This window comes from Streptomyces sp. NPDC111656 (assembly GCF_055656965.1).
The window spans coordinates 74,540-90,855 of the sequence record NZ_JBVKCA010000009.1; the positions used below are offsets into that span (position 1 = coordinate 74,540).

The window sequence follows — 16,316 nt, forward strand, 5'->3', positions numbered from 1 at the left end:
GTCAGAAGGGGTACCAGCGCACGGTCTCGTCCCCGTCCCGCAGCGACGCCACCCGCCGCTCGAACTCGGCCAGGGCCTTCGGATCGCTCGGCGCGTGCTGGGCCACCCAGGCGCAGCTGGCGGTCTCGCGGGCGCCCCGGAGCACGGAGCAGCCCTCCCACGCGCGCACATCCCAGCCGTAGACCTCGGTGAAGGAGTCGTACGCCTCGGCGGGCAGCCCGTAGCGGTCGCGGGAGAGCGCCATGACCACCAGGTCGTGCTCGCGCAGATCGGCGGAGAAGGTCTCCAGATCGACCAGGACCGGGCCGTCGGGACCCACGTGCGCATTGCGGGGCAGCGCGTCGCCATGGATCGGGCCCGGCGCGAGATGCGGGGTGAGCGCGGCCGCGGCGTCCGCGAAGCCGTCGCGCCGCGCCCGCAGATATGCCGCGTCCGCGGGGTCGATCGCCTCGCCCGCGAGCCGCAGCCAGCGCTCCACCCCGCCCAGCAGCTCGCGGGGCGGCAGGGGGAAGGAGGGGGAGGGCAGTGCGTGCACCACCCGTAGCAGTTCGGCCAAATCCCGCGGCTCGGCGGGGCGTACGGGATCGGGCAGCCGGTGCCACACCGTCACCGGGTGGCCGTCCACCAGCAGAGCCTCGGTCGCGGCCGCCCGCACCGCGGGGACGCCCGCCTCGGCGAGCCACGCGGCGATGTCCAGTTCCCGCCGGGCGCGGTCGAGGAGTTCGGCATCGCGTCCCACCTTGACCACCAGGTCACCGGCGGCGAACACCGCGTTCTCGCCCAGGGCGAGGAGCGTCGCGTCCCGCGCCGGCCCGGGCGCCACCTCGGCCGCGGCCAGTACGTCCCGCGCCCGTGCCTCGTCCATCCTTCGCCTCCGTGTCCTCGCGCACAGCCCGTGCACGACCTTCGTGCACGACCTTCGGGTAAGGCGTCGCGTTCCCGCCATCCGTCGGCCAGTGTCGCATTCGCACAGGTCGGACCGCGTGCGAGGTGTCTTGACGACCTCCGTCTTCGTCAGGACCATGACGGGGGCCGCCGCGACGGCCAGACCGCCACGAGTCGCGCAAAGGAGCCGATTCCATGACATTGGCGAGCGCGACCAGGCGGCCGGCGACGCGCACCCCCGATACGGGCGGGAGGCGGCGCCCCGTCGACCACGGAGCCTGGTTCCTGGTGCTGCCCGCGCTGATCCCGATCCTGGTGCTCAGCGTCGGACCGCTGCTCTACGGGATCGCGCTGGCGTTCACCGACGCGCAGTCGGGTCGGACCGCGCCCACCCGGTGGATCGGGGCGCTCAACTTCCAGGACCTGCTGCACGACACCCTGTTCTGGGACTCGTTCCGGATCGGACTGCTGTGGGCGGTCGGGGTGACCGTGCCGCAGTTTCTCCTCGCCCTGGGCCTCGCGCTTCTGCTCGACCAGGACCTCCGCCTGCGTCCGCTCGCCCGCGCCCTCGCGATCATTCCCTGGGCCATGCCGGAGGTCGTCGTCGGCATCATGTGGCGGCTCGTCTACAACCCCGACGCGGGCATCCTCAACGAGACCCTGCGCGACTTCGGCCTCGGCGACGGCCACGACTGGCTGAGCGGTCTCGGCACCGCCCTGCCCGCGGTGATCGTCGTCGGCGTCTGGGCGGGCATGCCGCAGACCACGGTCGCGCTGCTGGCAGGGCTGCAGAACACCCCGCGCGAACTCCACGAGGCGGCCGCGATGGACGGTGCGGGCGCCTGGCGCCGCTTCCTGACCGTCACCTGGCCCGCCCTGAGACCGATCGCCCTCGCCATCACGGCGCTGAACTTCATCTGGAACTTCAATTCCTTCGCCCTGGTGTATGTGCTGACCAACGGCGGACCCGGCGGCCGGACCCGGCTCCCCATGCTCTTCGCCTACGAAGAGGCCTTCCGCTACGGGCAGTTCGGCTACGCGGCGGCCATGGGCTGCGTGATGGTCGCGGTGATCTCGGTGCTGCTCGCGATCCGGCTGGCAGGCCGGCTGAAGGGAGACGAGGACGCGTGAAGACCCGCAAAGGGGCCCGCGCCGGCCAGTACCTCGCCCTGCTCGCCTATCTCGTCTTCCTGGCTTTCCCCTTCCTCTGGCTGATCTCCACCGCGTTCAAACCGGCGCGCGAGCTGGCCAGTCTCCACCCCACCTGGATCCCCCGGAGCCCCACCCTCGCCAACTTCCGCCAGGCCTTCGACGAGCAGCCGCTGCTGCACGCCGCGCTCAACTCGCTGCTCGCCGCCCTCGGCGCGGCGGTCGTCGCCGTACTGATCGCGACCCCCATGGCCTACGTCATGGCGCGCCACCGCACCCCGATGGCGAAGGCCGCCACGGGGTGGGTCGTGGTCAGCCAGGCATTCCCGTTCGTGCTCGTGATCATCCCGCTGTTCCTGGTCCTGAAGAACCTTCGGCTGATCGACTCCCTACTCGGGCTGATCATGGTGTATGTGGTGTGGGCGCTGCCGTTCGCGCTGTGGATGCTGGTGGGGTACGTACGGGCCGTGCCCGCCGAGCTGGAGGAGGCCGCGGCGGTCGACGGCGCGGGAAGGGCGCGGACGCTCCTTTCCGTCACGGCTCCGCTGCTCGCGCCCGGCATCGTGGCGACGGCGCTGTTCGCGTTCATCAGCGCGTGGAACGAGTTCTTCTTCGCGCTCGTGCTGCTCAAGACCCCCGAGAAGCAGACCCTCCCGGTCGTCCTCACACACTTCATCGGGGCGGAGGGGGTCGCGGACCTCGGCCCGCTCGCCGCGGCGGCGACCCTCGCGACCCTGCCGTCCCTGGTCGTCTTCGCGGTCATCCAGAAGCGGATCACGGGCGGCATGCTCGCCGGGGCGGTGAAGAGCTGATGCGCGGGGATCCGGTGCGTGGGAAGCCGGTGCGTGGGGGGCCGATGCGTCGGAAGCCCGTGCGCGCGAGCGGATGCGTCGCGCTGGTCATGGGGCTGCTGCTCCTGCTGGGCACGGGCTGCTCCGGTGGCGGCGGCGGATCGCAGGGCGGCCGGATCACCCTGCGCTTCCAGTCCCTGGCCTGGCAGCAGGAGTCCGTCGCCGCGAACAAGGCGCTGGTGAAGGAGTGGAACGCCACCCATCCGGACGTCAAGGTCGAGTACGTCCAGGGAAGTTGGGACAGCGTCCACGACCAGCTGCTCACCTCCTTCGAGGGCGGCGAGGCGCCGGACATCATCCACGACGCCTCGGACGACCTCGCGGACTTCGCCTACGGCGGCTATCTCGCCGATCTGCGCACGCTGCTGCCCGCGCGGCTCAAGTCCGACATTCCACAGCACAGTTGGGACGCCGCGACCTTCGGGGACGGGGTCTACGGCGTGCCCTTCCTCCAGGAGCCACGCGTCCTGATCGCCAACGCCGGATGGCTGAAGGCGTCCGGCGTCCGCATTCCGACGCCCGAACGGCCGTGGACCTGGGGCGAGTTCCGGGCGGTCGCGAAGCGGCTGAGCGGCAAGGGCAGGTACGGCGTCGCCTGGCCGCTCAGGGAACCCGTCTCGGCGACGCTCAACCTCTCCCTGTCCACCGGCGGACAGCTGTTCCACCGAGGCGCCGACGGCAAGATGACCGTCCACTTCGACACGGCCGACGCGGTGGTGCCGCGGACCGTGCACGACGAGGTGAACACGGACCGGAGCGCCTCCAGTGCCACGCTCGGCATGGGCGGCTCCGACACACTGCCCGGCTTCTTCGGCGGGAAGTACGCGATGGTGCCGCTCGGGTTCTCCTACCGCCAGCAGATCGTGCAGCAGGCGCCGAAGGGCTTCGACTGGCAGGTGCTGCCCGCCCCGGCCGGCGCGGACGGGCTGACCCAGGGCGTCAGCCCGCAGACCTTGTCCATCGCCGCCGACAGCCCGCACAAGAAGGAGGCCGCCGCGTTCGTCGACTTCCTGCTCCGGCCGGAGAACATGGTCCGCCTCGCCCTCGGCGACTGGATGCTGCCCACGGGGACCGAGGCTCTCAAGGACCCCGCCCTGCACACCGCCAAGAACGGCTGGGCGACCGGCGCCGCCCTCGCCTCCCACCTCCGCCCGGCCCCCGCCCAGTCCGTGCGCGGCTATCCCGAGTGGAAGGACAAGGTGGCGACCCCCGCGTTCCAGGAGTACTACAGCGGGGCGATCGGGCTCGCCGAACTGAGAAAGCGGCTGGTGAGGGACGGGAACCTGGTGCTGGCCCGCTATCAGAGGTGACAAAAACAGGTTGGACGAGACGTCTCGTCTTGTCTAGGGTCGTCGTATGACCACTCGCCCCGCTCACATCGCCATGTTCTCCATCGCCGCCCACGGGCACGTGAACCCGAGCATCGAGGTGATCCGCGAGCTCGTGGCGCGCGGTCACCGCGTGACGTACGCGATTCCGCCCGCCTTCGCCGAGAAGGTCGCCGAGACGGGGGCCGAGCCGAGGCTGTGGCACTCGACCTTGCCCACGGACGACGACCCGGAGGCATGGGGGACCGAGCTGATCGACAACCTCGAGCCGTTCCTGACGGACGCCCTGCAGGCCGAGCCGCAACTCGCGGCGGCCTACGAGGGTGATGAACCGGACCTTGTGCTGTACGACATCACCGCGTACCCGGCCCGGGTGCTCGCCCACCGCTGGGGTGTTCCGATCGTGCAGCTCTCCCCGAACCTCGTCGCCTGGGAGGGATACGACGAGGAGGTCGGCAAGCCGCTGTTCGAGCCGCTCAAGCGGACCCCGCGCGGCAAGGCGTTCTACGACACCTTCGCGCGCTGGATCGCGGAGAACGGCATGGACCTGAGCGTCGAGGACTTCATGGGCCGCCCCGACCGGTGCCTCGTCCTCATCCCCAAGGCCCTCCAGCCGAACGCCGACCGCGTCGACGAGAAGCGGTACGCCTTCGTCGGCGCCTGCCAGGGCGACCGCGCCTCGCAGGGGGACTGGCGGCGGCCCGCGGACGCCGAGAAGGTGCTGCTCGTGTCGCTGGGATCCACCTTCACCAAGCAGCCCGCCTTCTACCGCACGTGCGTCGAGGCCTTCGGCGGGCTGCCGGGCTGGCACGTCGTGCTGCAGATCGGCCGCTTCGTCGACCCCACGGAGCTGGGGGAGGTGCCCGGCAACGTGGAGGTCCACCCGTGGGTGCCCCAGCTCGCGGTTCTCCGCCAGGCCGACGCGTTCATCACGCACGCCGGTGCGGGCGGCAGCCAGGAGGGGCTGGCCACCGGCACCCCGATGGTCGCCGTACCGCAGGCCGTCGACCAGTTCGGCAACGCCGACCTGCTCCAGGCGCTGGGCGTGGCCCGTCACCTGCCGGTGACGGAGGCCACGGCCGAGACCCTGCGGGAGGCGGTCCTCGCCCTGGTCGAGGATCCCGAGGTGGCGCGCCGCCTGGCGGTGATCCGGGAGGAGATGGCGGGGGAGGACGGCACCGGGCGGGCGGCCGACCTCATCGAGGCCGAGCTGTCGGCGGGCGCGTAGGCGAGAGGGGCGCATGGACAAAGGGCCTGCTGGTCCCCTGGGGAACCAACAGGCCCTGATGCCTACGCGGTCACGGGGTCACACCCCGGCCCGCTCGCCCTCCCGGGCCGGCGGGAGCACGGCCTCCGGCGACTCGTCGTGGGTGAAGTCCGGCAGCCGGTTCAGCCACTTCGGCAGGTACCAGTTGCGCTCGCCGAGCAGCGCCATCACGGCCGGCAGCAGCACCCCGCGGATGATCGTCGCGTCGATGAGCACCGCGGCCGCCAGGCCCACACCCATCTGCTTCATGGACTGCATGGACAGCGTCCCGAAGATCGCGAAGACGGCGACCATGATGACGGCGGCGCTGGTGACGACACCGGCCGTCGTGACCACCCCGTGCCGGATCGCGTCCTTGGTGTCCCGGCCCCGCAGACGCGCCTCACGGATCCGCGAGACCACGAACACGTGGTAGTCCATCGAGAGCCCGAAGAGGATCACGAAGAGGAACAGCGGCAGCCAGGTGATGATGGCGCCCACGCCCTCCGCGCCGACCAGCGAGGCGCCCCAGCCGTGCTGGAAGACGGCGACCAGGATGCCGTAGGCCGCCGCGACCGACAGGAGGTTGAGCACGATCGAGGTGATCGCGATCGTCAGCGAGCGGAACGAGAGCAGCATCAGCAGGAAGGCGAAGACGACCACGAACGCGAAGACCGGGGCCACCGAGCCCAGCAACTGGTCGCTGAAGTCGTGCGATCCGGCGACCTGACCCGTGATTGGCGCCTGGACACCTTCGACCTTGCCGAGCGTGTCGGGCCGCACCTTGTCGCGCAGCAGCTGAAGGCTTTTCTCCGCCTTGTCCTGGTCGGAGCCGCCCACGAGGGGCACGTACACGAAGGCGACGTTCTGCGCCGCGTGCACCTTGATGTCGACCGGGCCGCGCGAGGCACCCGAACTGATGGCCTGCGTACGGAAGTCGGCGAGCGCGGACTTCACGTCGGCGGCGTTGATGTCATGTGCCTTGACGACCACCTCGGCCGGCTCGGAGCCGCCCGGGAAGGCGTCGTTGACCCGGTTGTACGTCCCCACGATCGGCAGCGAGTTGCCGAACTCCTTGTCGAGCGTGAGCTGTTGGGTCTTCATGCCGAGGGCGGGAGCGGCGATGGCGAGCAGCGCACCGGCCGCGACGACCAGCGAGACCGCGGGCTTGGCGAGGACGACCCGCAGCACCGCGCTCCAGAACCGGCTGCCCTCCTCGGCGGACCGGACGCGCTTGCCCCTGGCCCGCCGCTTGTCCGGGTGCAGGAACGGCAGACGGCCCTTCTCGACCCGCTCGCCGAGCAGCGAGAGCAGCGCGGGCAGCACGGTGACCGAGCCGACCATGGCGACCGCCACGACCATCAGCGAGGCCAGCCCCATCGCCTCGAACTCGGCGAGCCCGGTGAAGAGCATGCCGGCCATCGCCACGCACACCGTGACACCGGAGACGACGATGGCGCGGCCACTGGTGGCGGCGGCGATCCGCAGCGCGGCACCGGCGTCCCGGCCGGCCTCGCGCTCCTCGCGCTCACGGCGCAGATAGAACAGGCAGTAGTCGACGCCGACGGCCAGACCCACCAGGAGCATCACGGAGTTGGCGGTGTCGCTCATCGGCTGGAGGTGGCTGACGATGCCCATCAGGCCCATCGTCGCCATGATCGCGGTGACCGCGAGCGCCACCGGGAGCAGCGCCGCCACCAGGGCGCCGAAGGCGATCAGCAGAATACCGAGGGCCACCGGCACCGCGGAGTACTCGGCCTTCTTGAAGTCGTCGCCGAACGCGTCGGAGAAGGTCTTCTGCATGCTGGCGCCGCCGATCTCCTCGATCCGCAGCCCCGCATGGTCCTTCTGGACGCCCTTGACGGCGTTCAGCACCGGCTCGACGCGGTCGCCCGCGGTCTCCGCGTCGCCCCGTATGTCGAACTGCACGAGCGCGCTGCGCCCGTCCCTGGAGATCGTCTTCGTGTCGTAGGGGGAGGTCACGTCCGTGACCTTGCCGGTCCCCTCGACGGCCTTGACGACGGCGGTGACGGCGGCGCGGAAGTCGGCGTCGGTCGTCTTGACGTTCGCGTCCTTCCCCTGGATCAGGACGCTCTCACTGGCCGGTTCCTCGATCCCCGAGTCCTCGATGATCTTCGCGGCGGTGTGTGTCTCGCCCTTGAGCTGATCGCTCTCCTTGACGTCGACGCGGCCCGCCGCCGAGCCGAGCCCCATCGCCAGGACGACGAACAGCACCCAGATTCCCACGGCGGCCCATCGGTGCCGGGCGCTCCAGCCGCCTGCCCGCGCGGCGATGCCCCGCACCCGTATGTCTCCGTTCCCCATGACGGGCCTGCCCCCTTGTGCACGGTGACAGCCCCCTGCCGTCACCTCTGCTTATGAAGGTAGGGGGCGGATAAGAGCGTCTCCTCGTACTGCCTGGTGAACCCCGGGACCTCCGGCTCCTCCCCGCGGACCCCGTCGCCTCCGCACTGGGGAGGACAGGGGCCCCTTACACCTATCCGGGCCTCTCGGGGATCCGGATCAGGGTGCGGTCGCCGAACGAGACCGGGGTGCGGGTGTTGATCCGCCTGGGCCCGACGGCCGTCCTATGGTGTGCGGATGACGACGACGTACGCGGCACTGCTGCGCGGGATCAACGTGGGCGGCAACAAGAAGGTGCCGATGGCTGAGCTCCGCACACTGCTCGGGGAACTCGGCCACGGCGACGTACAGACGTATCTCCAGAGCGGCAACGCCGTCTTCTCCACCGACCGCGGGGACGAGGAGTCCCTGGCGGCCGAGTTGGCCGAGGCCATGGAGAAGCACTTCGGCTTCGGCGTCGGCGTACTGGTCCGCGACCACGCCTATCTGAGGGGCGTACGGGAGGCGTGCCCGTTCCCGGCCGCCGAACTGGAGGCCAAGCAGCTGCACGTCACCTACTTCTCGGGCCCCGTCGACCCCGGGCGCTTCGCCTCGGTCGACCCGGCGGTGTTCCTGCCGGAGGAGTTCCGCCTCGGCGACCGGGCGCTCTATCTGTACGCACCCGACGGCCTGGGACGCTCCAAGCTCGCCGAGGCCCTGTCGAAGCCGCGCCTCCTCAAGGGCGTCACCGCCACCACCCGCAACTGGAACACGGTCGTCAAACTCGAGGAGCTGACCGATGCCTGAGCACAACCCCGCCGTGGAGGCCGCCATCATGGGCGAACTGAGGCTGCTCGACGCGGAGGTCCGCCGCTCGCCGGAGCGGCTCGGAGCACTGCTCCACCCCGACTTCTACGAGTTCGGCAGCTCCGGGCGGCTGTGGGACCGCGCCTCCGTCCTCGCCGAACTGACCGGCAACGCCGCGCCCGGGTCGCGGCCCCTCACCGCCTCACGGATGAAGGGCGTCCAGCTCGCACCGGACCTGGTCCACCTCACCTTCGACACGGAGGAGGACAACGGCCGCCGGGTGCACCGGAGTTCGCTGTGGCGGCGGACGGAGGACGGCTGGCGCCTGTACTTCCACCAGGGCACACCGTTCAGGTCCGAACCAGCGTGACCTTTCGTGCGCCGCCCTAGGTGGTGTACGAGACGATCTCGTCCTTGCCCCAGGGGCAGGGTCAACCCAGCGCCGCCATGTCCTCGGCGGTCAGCCGCACCGCGCCCGCGTCGAGATTCTCCTCCAGATGCGCGAGGGATCCCGTGCCCGGGGTCGGGCACAGCACCGGGGAGCGGTGCAGCAGCCAGGCCAGGGCGATCTGCCCCGGTGTCGCCCCGTGCGCGGCGGCGATCCGGGCGCACTCCGGGGCGACGGTGAGGGAGCCGTTGCCCAGCGGGAACCAGGGCAGGAAGGCGATGCCGCGCGCCTCGCACCGCTTCAGCAGCGGCTCCGAGTCGCGGTCGAGCAGGTTGAAGCGGTTCTGGACCGAGGCGATGTCCGTCAACTCCAGTGCCTCCTCCAGCTGTTCGGCGGTGACCGAGTCGAGACCGATGTGCCGGATCTTGCCCTCCGCGCGCAACTCGTCGAGTGCGCCCAGCTGTTCGGCCATCGGTACGGCCCGGTCGAGCCGGTGCAACTGGTACAGGCCGATCGACTCGAGCCGCAGCCGCCGCAGGCTCGCCTCGCACATCGCCCGCAACCGCTCGGGTCGCCCGTCGACGTGCCAGGCGCGGTCGCTGGTGCGCACGACGCCGCCCTTGGTCGCGATCAACAGGCCCTCGGCGTACGGGTAAGCAGAAGGGCAGCAGGAACCGGGAGAAGGCCCGCCTCCGAGTTGCCCGCGCGCATGCGCAGGTGGTCGATACCCGCCGGGAGTTCCACCACCAGCTCTCCACCCAGTTGATCCGCGAGAACCAAGCGGTCGCGGTGGAGGACCTGGCGGTCAAGGGGCTCGCGCGCAGCCGGCTCGGCAAGTCCGTCCATGACGCCGGATGGGCGTCTTTCCTGGCGATGATGGAGTACAAGGCGCAGCGGTACGGGCGCGCGTTCGTGAAGGTCGGCCGGTTCGAGCCGACCAGTCAGGTGTGCTCGGTCTGCGGCATCAAGGACGGGCCCAAACCTCTACACGTACGGGAGTGGACCTGCACGTACTGCGGTGCCCGGCACGACCGGGACCACAACGCCGCCAAGAACGTCAAACAGGCCGCCGGACTGGCGGTGACAGCCTGTCGAGCGCAGGTAAGACCAGAACCTAAGGTTCTGGCGCAGCGCGAAGAAGCAGGAAGCCACGGAATCCGGTCCGGTGCCGTGCCGCTATGTGGCACGGCACCGGACCGGAAGGCCGGAATCCTTGGGCTTTAGCCCGAGGAGCAGGTCAAATCATCATCGGAGCGGGAGCGGTCGGTGGCGCCATCGAGGGTGACTACCTCAACGGCGAGATCGTCCTCCTCGGGCGGCTGCACGGTGTGCCGACCCCGCTCAACGAGCTGCTCCAGCGGCTCGCGAACACCTTCGCGCGCGAGCGCAGGGCGGCGGGGTCGCTGCCCGTCGCGGAGCTCGTACGCCTGGCCGACGAGGCTGTCGCGTTTGTTCAAGAGGAGCGCGCGCCGCGTCCCTAGCGTGGAGCGCATGAGCAATCCGTACAAGAACGTGCACCCGTACATGGTGGAATGCGCCGCCGAGGCCGCCCGGGTGGCCGGTGGTGTCACGGCGGCGCAGCTGGCGGAGCCGGGTCCCACGCACTGCCCGGACTGGGACCTGCGCGCCCTGGTGAACCACTGGGTCCTCTACACCTCGCACGGCCTGGAGCATCGTGCGCTGCGCAAGCAGCTCCCTGAGGAGCTGACCGGCCGCGACTTCACGGTGGATCCCGGCTGGGCGCGGGCGTACGCCGAGCAGCTCGACCGTGCCGTGGCCGCCTGGGACGACCCCGCGGTGTGGGAGGGCGAGGTGGACCTCGGGATGGCGAAGTTGCCCGCCGCCGACATCGCCTCGATGATCGTCAAGGAGATGGCGGTGCACGGCTGGGACGTCGCGACGGCCACCGGCCAGGAGCTGCGGATCTCGGACGGCGCGGCCCGGTTCGTTCTGGACGTCGTCGACACGCACGCCGACCTGTACCGCCAGTACGACGGCTTCGCCGACCCGGTGCCGGTTCCCGACGACGCACCCCTGTTCGATCGGGCCCTGGCGCACAGCGGCCGGGATCCGCGGCAGGACCGACGTCCTTCGACTGAACAGCGGTCGGGGACATGAACGCTGCTCGGATGAATCGATGCCCGGCAGAAGGGAGTTACGCCGTTCCTGTCGCATTCATTGACGGTGACGCATCATAGATCCTACCTTTCTCGGCGTTGGGTACAGGCTGATCCCACGGGAGGGGAACATGCCCATGCGCCGAAGAGCCGCCCTAGTCACCCTGATCTCCACGGTCCTGGCCCTCGGAATTCCGGGTGCCGTGTCCTCCGCCCAGCCCGCGACCTCCGACCTCTACGTCTCCCCGAGCGGGAACGACCACGCGAACGGCACCGCCCACCACCCCGTACGCACCCTGGAACGCGCCCGCGACCTCGTCCGCGAGCGCGTCACGGGGATGAAGGGCGACCTGACGGTCCACCTCGCCTCGGGTACCTACCGGCGGACCACACCCCTCACCCTCGACGCCCGGGACTCGGGCACCGGCGGCCACCAGGTGATCTGGCAGGGCACCGGGAACACCGTCGTCAGCGGTGGCCGGCAGGTCCAGGGCTGGCGCCCGGTCGCCGGGAGGCCGGGCCTGTGGTCCGCGCCCGCTCCCCAAGGCCTCACCGACACCCGGCAGTTGTACGTCGACGGGGTGCGCGCCCAGCGCGCCCGCGGGGCCGTGCCGGTGACCCTCACCCAGACCGCCACCGGATACACGGCGTCCTCCGACACCCTCGCGCACTGGAAGCACCCCTCCGACGCCGAGTTCGTCTACACCAGCGGCGAGTCCCTGTGGAACGTCGAGCGCAACGGCCTGGGCCAGTGGACCGAGCCGCGCTGCCGCATCGCTGCCGCCGAGGGCACCACGATCACGATGGTCCAGCCGTGCTGGGACAACTCCAACAAGCGAGTCGAGTTCCCGGACATCCCCGGCCGCACGGTCAGCATGGTCGGGCCCGGCCACCTCACCAACGGCGGCAGGGCGACGTACATCGAGAACGCCTACGAACTCCTGGACCAGCCCGGCGAGTGGTACCTCGACCGCACCGCGCACCGGGTCTACTACCTGCCCCGCAAGGGCGAGAACCTCGCGCGCGCCGACGTCGAGGCGGCACAGGCCGAGAAACTGATCGACGGACGGGGCACGGCCACCGCGCCCGTCCACGATCTCGCCTTCCGCGGCCTGCAGTTCAGCTACGCCACCTGGCTCACCCCCTCGGGGCCCGAGGGCTTCTCCGAGATCCAGGCGGGCTACACCATCACCGGCGAGAAGGGCTGGGCGACCCAGGGCCTGTGCCAGTACGTCGAGGGCGGCACCTGCCCCTTCGCGTCCTGGACCAAGATGCCGGGCAACGTCTCCTTCACCCACGGGCAGCGCATCGCGTTCAGCGACGACGTCTTCGCCCATCTCGGCGCCGCCGGCCTCGACCTGGGCACCGGCTCGAAGGACTCCACGGTCAGCGGCAGCGTCTTCACCGACATCTCCGGCAATGGACTGGAGATCGGTGGAGTGGACGGGCAAACCCCGGCCTCCGGGGTGCAGGTGACGGACAATCACCTCTACGGCCTGCCCCGCGAGTTCCACGGCGGCGTGGCGATCCTCAACGGCTGGACCCAGAGCACCACGATCGCCCACAACCAGATCGACCACGTCGGCTACAGTGCCGTCTCGCTCGGCTGGGGCGGCTGGCCCGACAAGATCGGCGACCCGGCGACCCCCAACCCCAGCCACGACAACACGGTCCGCGACAACCTGATCTTCGACTACATGCAGATGCTCGACGACGGCGGCGGCATCTACACCCAGGGACTGACGGGCACCTCCCTGGCCGACGGCGAGAAGGTCACCGGCAACGTCATCCACGACCAGTGGGGCCTGGGCAAGAACGTCTACACCGACAACGGCTGCACCTACGAGACGGTCGAGGGCAACGTCCTCTACAACGCCTCCTACGCCAACGTCGCCTCCCGTCACACCGACTACCGCGACACCCTCGGCAACAACGACCCGACCCTCGTCAAGGACAACTGGTGGGAGGAGGGAACCGCCGACGGCGACAACAAGGGACTGGTGACGACCGGCAACAAGATCATGGCGGCTCCGTCCGACGTACCGTCGCAGATCATCGGCAACGCGGGACTCGAACCCGCCCACCGTGGACTGCTGACCCGCCGCGTCGGCGCCGTCTCCACCCCGGAGGCACCCTCCCGTGTCGGTACGAGCACGGTGGGCGTCGACGCTCTGTACGTGACCTTCAACCCGAGTTTCGTGGACGGCGGTTCACCGGTGACGGGCTACACGGCGCGGGCGTACGACGCGTCCGGACGCCAGGTGGGTGAACAGGCCGTCGGTGCGGCCGAGTTCAAGCGCACGGCGGTCGTACGGATCGGTGGACTGCCCGCGTCGGCCGGCCCGCTCACGGTCACCGTCACCGCGAGCAACGCCCACGGCACCAGTGCCCCGTCGCTCGCCTCGCTCCCGCTGACCCCGACCGCCGTGACCGCGCTGCCGGGCGCACCGACCGGCCCCAAGCTGCGTACGGCGTCCACCGTGGCCACCGTGGCCTGGACCCCGCCGACGGCGACCGGCGACGCCAAGGTCGTCGGCTACCGCGTCACCGTCTCCGACGGCCGCGCCCCGATCGACGTCACGGGCCGGGACGTGTTGGTCGGCCAGCCCTCCGCGAAGGGCATGTTCCGGGTGATCGCAGGCCTCAGTCCTGGGACCTCGTACACCGTCACGATCGCGACGGTGACGGCGGCGGGCACGGGACCGGCGGCCACCGTGACGGCCACCACCAAGGCGTGAGAGTTCAGGCGCCGAGCGCCGCCAGCACCGGGACGCGTGCCTCGTCGTACCGCTCCAGCAGGACCCGTGCCACCTCCGGCGCCGGGCCCAGTACGTCGGCCAGTACGTCCGCCTCGGCGGCCCCGCGGGCGATGCGGTCCGGGAGGAAGCCGGGGGCGAGGACGTAGGGGGCGACGGCGACATGTGCGCAACCGAGGGCGCGCAGTTCGCGCACCGCGTCCTCGGTGCGCGGAAGGGATGCGGAGGCGAACGCGGGCCGCACGGCGCACCAACCGGTGTGCCGCCACTCCCGCGCGATTTCTGCGATCACCGCGATCGCCTCCGGGTCGGTGGACCCCGCGGAGGCCAGCACGACCCCCGTCGAGGACTTGTCGGCGGGGGTCAGCCCCGCCTCGTACAGCCGGCGTTCGAGCGCCGCCGTCAGCAGGGGGGAGGGGCCGAGCACCTCCGCCTGGCGGATGCGCAGCCGCGCCGGAGCCTCCCGCAGGACCGCCGGGATGTCCGCCTTCGCGTGGAAAGCGCGGGTGAGGAGAAGGGGGAGGGCGACCACATCGCGTACGCCCTCCGCCGCCAGGGACTCCAGCACCGCCGGCACCGAGGGGATGTTGAAGTCGAGGAAGCCGGTCTCCACGCGCAGGCCCGGACGCCGGGCCCGCACACGCCGTACGAGGGCGTGCACCGTCGCGGCATGACGCGGATCGCGGCTGCCGTGGGCGATGACCAGGAGGACCGGACGACTCGTCATGACGGGCTCAGCTCTTCACCAGGAGACCGCGGCTGCGCAGCACCCACCGCTCCAGCGGGCTGAAGATCAGCAGGTCGATGGCGATACCGACGAACAGGATGAGGAAGATGGCGAGGAAGACCATCGACATGGAACTGGCGGTGCGGCCGTTCTCCAGCAGCTGACCGAGGCCGATGCCCAGGTCGGGGGAGGAGGCGATGATCTCCGCCGCCATCAGGGAGCGCCAGGAGAACGCCCAGCCCTGCTTCAGACCGGCGAGATAGCCGGGCAGCGCGGCCGGCATCACGATGTGCCAGGTCCCGCGCAGGCCCGTCGCGCCCATCGTGCGGCCCGCCCGCAGGAACAGCGGCGGCACCTGGTCCACGCCCGACACCAGGCCGTTGGCGATGGACGGGACGGCACCGAGCAGGATCACCGCGAACATCATCGAGTTGTTCAGGCCCAGCCAGATGACGGCCGGCGGCACCCAGGCCACGGACGGCAGCGACTGGAGGCCGGAGAGGATGGGGCCGATCGCGGCGCGGACGAACTTCACCCGGGCCACCAGCAGACCCAGCGGGGTACCGATCACCAGGGCGAACAGGAACCCGACCAGACCGCGCGAGACACTCGTCCAGATGTAACCGAGCAGCGTGCCCTCGAGCCAGGCGTTCTTGACCTCGTCCCAGACGTCGGACGGGGAGGGCAGCTTGCTCGGGTCGGTGACGACCTTGAACGAGATCAGCGCCTGCCACACCACCAGCACCAGGGCGATGGCGACGAGCGGCGGCAGTATCTTCTCGACGAAGGTCTGGCGGAAGCCCGGCCGACCCGAATGCGCGGTCGTCTCCAGGGCGTCGAGGCCCGCTTCCAGGCCCGCCATGTCGCTGCCCGTGCTGTCCTTGACGGGCTGGCCGGCCGCGTCGGCCTTCGTCTCAGTGCTGGCCATGGCGGCGGATCTCCCCACGCAGTTGTTCGGTGATCTCGACGGACAGCTCCGCCACGGCCGCGTCCTCGATACGACGCGGCTGCGGGATGTCGACCCGCCACTCGTGGGCCACCCGGCCGGGGCGCGAGGACAGCAGGACGACCCGCTCGGCCAGCCGCACCGCCTCACGCACGTTGTGGGTGACGAAGAGGACGGACAGCTGGGTCTCGCGCCAGATCCTGGTCAGTTCGTCGTGCAGGACGTCCCGTGTGATGGCGTCCAGCGCCGCGAAGGGCTCGTCCATCAGCAGGATCTGGCTGTCCTGGGCGAGCGCGCGGGCCAGCGCGACGCGCTGGCGCATACCGCCGGACAGCTCGTGCACCCGCTTCCCGTACGCGCCCTTCAGCCGGACGAGTTCGAGCAACTCCTCCGCACGGTCGCGGCGTTCGGACTTCGCGACGCCGCGCAGCCGCAGCGCGAGCTCGATGTTCTTGCCCGCGGTCAGCCACGGGAAGAGGGCGTGCTCCTGGAACATCAGGGCCGGACGCCCGTTGGTCGTGATGTTGCCCGCGGTCGGGGCGTCGAGGCCCGCGACCAGGTTGAGCAGCGTCGACTTCCCACACCCCGAGGCCCCCAGGAGGGTGACGAACTCGCCCGGCGCGACATCGAGGGTGATGTCGTCGAGGACGAGCTGGGGCCCCGCGGGTCCGGCGAAGGACTTCGAGACATGCTCGATCCGGGCGGCGTGCTCCACCACTTCGGCGCCGTCGGCGGCCTTGGCGAGGGTCGTGGCCATGGTCGTCACCTCCTGG

14 protein-coding genes and 2 pseudogenes are annotated in these 16,316 nt (G+C 70.7%); 10 read left to right on the forward strand and 6 right to left on the reverse strand.

Annotated elements, in window-relative coordinates; translation table 11 throughout:
- Position 1 precedes the first annotated feature (1 nt).
- Positions 2 to 865, reverse strand: a complete 864-nt coding sequence (locus ACZ7M3_RS26225) for a phosphotransferase enzyme family protein (RefSeq protein ID WP_472066048.1) — start codon at positions 863 to 865, stop codon at positions 2 to 4.
- Positions 866 to 1,080: 215 nt separating this feature from the next.
- Between ACZ7M3_RS26225 and ACZ7M3_RS26230 the strand changes: the two genes are divergently transcribed.
- Genes ACZ7M3_RS26230 through mgt form a run of 4 tightly spaced genes read left to right on the forward strand, consistent with a single transcriptional unit; the run spans position 1,081 to position 5,441 of the window.
- Positions 1,081 to 2,016 carry a carbohydrate ABC transporter permease gene (locus ACZ7M3_RS26230; RefSeq protein WP_472066049.1) on the forward strand — a complete coding sequence of 312 codons (936 nt, stop codon included), beginning with the start codon at positions 1,081 to 1,083 and terminating at the stop codon, positions 2,014 to 2,016.
- Positions 2,013 to 2,846, forward strand: a complete 834-nt coding sequence (locus ACZ7M3_RS26235; RefSeq protein ID WP_472066051.1) for a carbohydrate ABC transporter permease — start codon at positions 2,013 to 2,015, stop codon at positions 2,844 to 2,846. Before ACZ7M3_RS26230 ends, ACZ7M3_RS26235 begins: the two co-directional genes overlap by 4 nt.
- Positions 2,847 to 2,890: 44 nt before the next feature.
- Positions 2,891 to 4,195, forward strand: a complete 1,305-nt coding sequence (locus ACZ7M3_RS26240; protein WP_472066053.1) for an ABC transporter substrate-binding protein — start codon at positions 2,891 to 2,893, stop codon at positions 4,193 to 4,195.
- A gap of 46 nt (positions 4,196 to 4,241) precedes the next feature.
- Positions 4,242 to 5,441 (forward strand): macrolide-inactivating glycosyltransferase, encoded by a 1,200-nt coding sequence (gene mgt / locus ACZ7M3_RS26245; RefSeq protein ID WP_472066055.1) that lies wholly within the window; start codon positions 4,242 to 4,244, stop codon positions 5,439 to 5,441.
- Positions 5,442 to 5,519: 78 nt separating this feature from the next.
- Here mgt and ACZ7M3_RS26250 read toward each other — a convergent pair whose 3' ends face one another.
- Complete coding sequence (locus ACZ7M3_RS26250) at positions 5,520 to 7,784, reverse strand: MMPL family transporter (RefSeq protein ID WP_472066057.1); 2,265 nt, start codon at positions 7,782 to 7,784, stop codon at positions 5,520 to 5,522.
- Positions 7,785 to 8,060: 276 nt separating this feature from the next.
- On the opposite strand from ACZ7M3_RS26250, the gene ACZ7M3_RS26255 reads away from it, so the two are divergent.
- Both ACZ7M3_RS26255 and ACZ7M3_RS26260 read left to right on the forward strand, forming a co-directional pair.
- Complete coding sequence (locus ACZ7M3_RS26255) at positions 8,061 to 8,609, forward strand: DUF1697 domain-containing protein (RefSeq protein WP_472066059.1); 549 nt, start codon at positions 8,061 to 8,063, stop codon at positions 8,607 to 8,609.
- Positions 8,602 to 8,979, forward strand: coding sequence for a nuclear transport factor 2 family protein (locus ACZ7M3_RS26260; RefSeq protein ID WP_472066061.1), 378 nt, complete (start codon positions 8,602 to 8,604; stop codon positions 8,977 to 8,979). Before ACZ7M3_RS26255 ends, ACZ7M3_RS26260 begins: the two co-directional genes overlap by 8 nt.
- Positions 8,980 to 9,040: 61 nt before the next feature.
- Here ACZ7M3_RS26260 and ACZ7M3_RS26265 read toward each other — a convergent pair whose 3' ends face one another.
- Entirely contained in the window at positions 9,041 to 9,607 is a 567-nt protein-coding gene (locus ACZ7M3_RS26265) for an aldo/keto reductase (protein WP_472066063.1), read from the reverse strand.
- Here ACZ7M3_RS26265 and ACZ7M3_RS26270 point away from each other — a divergent pair.
- From ACZ7M3_RS26270 to ACZ7M3_RS26285, 4 genes and pseudogenes are all read left to right on the forward strand, one after another.
- Positions 9,520 to 10,221: pseudogene (locus ACZ7M3_RS26270) on the forward strand (RNA-guided endonuclease TnpB family protein); the annotation flags it as partial. The gene ACZ7M3_RS26265 and the pseudogene ACZ7M3_RS26270 overlap by 88 nt on opposite strands.
- A gap of 44 nt (positions 10,222 to 10,265) precedes the next feature.
- Positions 10,266 to 10,478: pseudogene (locus tag ACZ7M3_RS26275) on the forward strand (ketopantoate reductase C-terminal domain-containing protein); the annotation flags it as partial.
- Between the two features lie 10 nt (positions 10,479 to 10,488).
- Complete coding sequence (locus tag ACZ7M3_RS26280; RefSeq protein WP_472066065.1) at positions 10,489 to 11,115, forward strand: TIGR03086 family metal-binding protein; 627 nt, start codon at positions 10,489 to 10,491, stop codon at positions 11,113 to 11,115.
- A gap of 136 nt (positions 11,116 to 11,251) precedes the next feature.
- Positions 11,252 to 13,852 carry a fibronectin type III domain-containing protein gene (locus ACZ7M3_RS26285; RefSeq protein WP_472066067.1) on the forward strand — a complete coding sequence of 867 codons (2,601 nt, stop codon included), beginning with the start codon at positions 11,252 to 11,254 and terminating at the stop codon, positions 13,850 to 13,852.
- Between the two features lie 4 nt (positions 13,853 to 13,856).
- On the opposite strand, the gene ACZ7M3_RS26290 is transcribed toward ACZ7M3_RS26285, so the two are convergent.
- The 3 genes from ACZ7M3_RS26290 to ACZ7M3_RS26300 are packed head-to-tail and all read right to left on the reverse strand — an operon-like array spanning position 13,857 to position 16,300.
- Positions 13,857 to 14,597: a sirohydrochlorin chelatase gene (locus ACZ7M3_RS26290; RefSeq protein ID WP_351700936.1), complete on the reverse strand. Its 741-nt coding sequence runs from the start codon at positions 14,595 to 14,597 to the stop codon at positions 13,857 to 13,859.
- Between the two features lie 7 nt (positions 14,598 to 14,604).
- The gene (locus ACZ7M3_RS26295; RefSeq protein ID WP_472066070.1) at positions 14,605 to 15,525 is read right to left on the reverse strand and encodes an ABC transporter permease; all 921 of its coding nucleotides are present in this window, start codon (positions 15,523 to 15,525) and stop codon (positions 14,605 to 14,607) included.
- Positions 15,512 to 16,300 carry an ABC transporter ATP-binding protein gene (locus tag ACZ7M3_RS26300; protein ID WP_067376000.1) on the reverse strand — a complete coding sequence of 263 codons (789 nt, stop codon included), beginning with the start codon at positions 16,298 to 16,300 and terminating at the stop codon, positions 15,512 to 15,514. The genes ACZ7M3_RS26295 and ACZ7M3_RS26300 overlap by 14 nt, the downstream gene beginning before the upstream one ends.
- Between the last annotated feature and the right edge of the window lie 16 nt (positions 16,301 to 16,316).